Source organism: Dyadobacter sp. AC419 (genome assembly GCF_979253085.1).
This window is the reverse complement of the sequence record NZ_CEEDCD010000029.1, coordinates 1-2,500: the sequence shown is the minus strand read 5'-3', so window position 1 is coordinate 2,500 and position 2,500 is coordinate 1. Positions and strand designations below refer to the sequence as shown.

Genomic DNA, 2,500 nt, shown 5'->3' with positions numbered 1-2,500 from the left:
TTAATGTGTTAAAGCACAGGAGCCGAAGCGAAAGCGAGTCTGAAATGGGCGATTAGTCAGTGGCTGTAGACGCGAAACTTGGTGATCTACCCTTGGTCAGGTTGAAGCGCTGGTAACACATCGTGGAGGACCGAACCGGTAAACGTTGAAAAGTTTTCGGATGAACTGAGGGTAGGGGTGAAAGGCCAATCAAACTGAGAAATAGCTCGTACTCCCCGAAATGTTTTTAGGAACAGCGTCGTGGTTGAGTCATGGTCAGGTAGAGCTACTGATAGGACTAGGGGGAGTCAAATCCTACCAAATTCTGACAAACTCCGAATGGGCTATGATATACACGGCAGTGAGGGCCGGGGTGCTAAGGTCCCGGTCCGAGAGGGGAACAACCCAGAGCATCAGCTAAGGTCCCAAAATATATGCTAAGTTGAACTAAGGGGGTCCGACTGCAGAGACAGCCAGGATGTTAGCTTGGAAGCAGCTATACATTTAAAGAGTGCGTAACAGCTCACTGGTCGAGCGGGGCGGGCATCGATAATAAACGGGCATCAAGCATATTACCGAAGCTATGCGATAGTAATTTATTACGATCGGTAGGGGAGCATTCTCACAGGGGTGAAGGTATGGCGTAAGCTGTGCTGGACTGGTGAGAAAAGCAAATGTAGGCATAAGTAACGATAATGCGGATGAGAAATCCGCACACCGAAAGACTAAGGATTCCTCCGCTATGCTAATCAACGGAGGGTTAGGCGGGGCCTAAGGGATAGCCGACAGGCGATTTTCGATGGACAGCAGGTTAATATTCCTGCCCTTGCATGCAGTGTGAAGAAGTGACGGAGTATTGTGGTAAGTACGTACTGACGGAATAGTGCGTTGAGCAGAACCTACGGGTGAAGCGAACTTACGAAAACGCTTCCAAGAAAAGCTTTTGAAACATCAGCTGTACGCAACCCGTACCGTAAACCGACACAGGTAGTCGAGAAGAATATTCTAAGGTGCTCGAGTGAATCACGGCTAAGGAACTCGGCAAATTAACCCTGTAACTTCGGGAGAAGGGGAGCCTCCTCTGGCAACAGAGAGGCCGCAGAGAAATGGCCCAGGCGACTGTTTAGCAAAAACACAGGGCTCTGCCAAAACGAAAGTTGACGTATAGGGCCTGACACCTGCCCGGTGCTGGAAGGTTAAGAGGGGATGTCATCGCAAGAGAAGCATTGAATCGAAGCCCCAGTAAACGGCGGCCGTAACTATAACGGTCCTAAGGTAGCGAAATTCCTTGTCGGGTAAGTTCCGACCTGCACGAATGGTGTAACGATCTGGGCACTGTCTCGGCCGTGAGCTCGGTGAAATTGTAGTAGCGGTGAAGATGCCGCTTACCCGCCACGGGACGGAAAGACCCCGTGCACCTTTACTATAGCTTTGCATTGTTTTCGGGTCAGGGATGTGTAGGATAGGTGGGAGGCTGTGAAGTTGCGTCGCCAGGCGTGATGGAGCCAACGTTGAAATACCACCCTTCGCTGGCCTGGGATCTAATCCGACTAAGTCGGAGACCGTGCATGGTGGGTAGTTTGACTGGGGTGGTCGCCTCCAAAAGTGTAACGGAGGCTTCCAAAGGTCTGCTCAACACGCTTGGTAACCGTGTGTGGAGTGCAATAGTACAAGCAGGCTTGACTGTGAGACCGACGGGTCGAGCAGGTGGGAAACCAGGGTATAGTGATCCGGTGGTTCTGTATGGAAGGGCCATCGCTCAAAGGATAAAAGGTACGCCGGGGATAACAGGCTGATCTCCCCCAAGAGCTCACATCGACGGGGAGGTTTGGCACCTCGATGTCGGCTCGTCACATCCTGGGGCTGGAGAAGGTCCCAAGGGTTCGGCTGTTCGCCGATTAAAGTGGCACGCGAGCTGGGTTCAGAACGTCGTGAGACAGTTCGGTCCCTATCTGTGGTGGGCGTAGGAAGATTGACGGGGGCTGCCTTTAGTACGAGAGGACCGAGGTGGACCCACCGCTGGTGAACCGGTTGTCACGCCAGTGGCATGGCCGGGTAGCTATGTGGGGAATAGATAAGCGCTGAAAGCATCTAAGTGCGAAACTAGCCCGAAGATGAATCTTCCACATAAGGGTCGTTGTAGACTACGACGTTGATAGGCTGCAGGTGTACGTGTAGAAATACATTCAGCTGAGCAGTACTAATTACCCAACAGCTTGCACATTAAAATCTTAATTTACTTGATCTCTTCTACTTCCAATATGACATTGATTATCAATGTTGAATGTCACAATGAATGAATGATTGAATAAAACATTCAGTCATTCGAAATTCAATCATTCAAAATTGATTAACTCAAAGACCTTGTTGGTGGCTATTGGCCTGGTGTTCACCTCTTCCCATCCCGAACAGAGAAGTTAAGCCCAGAACCGCCGATGATACTTGGATCAAACCTGGTAAAGTAGGTAGCCGCCACAATACCAACAACCTAAAAGCCTTGCAGAAATGTAAGGCTTTTTTT

2 rRNA genes (1 of these 2 cut by a window edge) are annotated in these 2,500 nt (G+C 50.2%); both read left to right on the top strand.

The window, feature by feature from the left end:
• A 23S ribosomal RNA gene (locus tag AC0IYG_RS27965) occupies positions 1 to 2,203 on the top strand (it extends 621 nt beyond the left edge of the window).
• Positions 2,204 to 2,345: 142 nt separating this feature from the next.
• A 5S ribosomal RNA gene (gene rrf, locus AC0IYG_RS27960) occupies positions 2,346 to 2,457 on the top strand.
• The last annotated feature ends 43 nt before the right edge of the window (positions 2,458 to 2,500 follow it).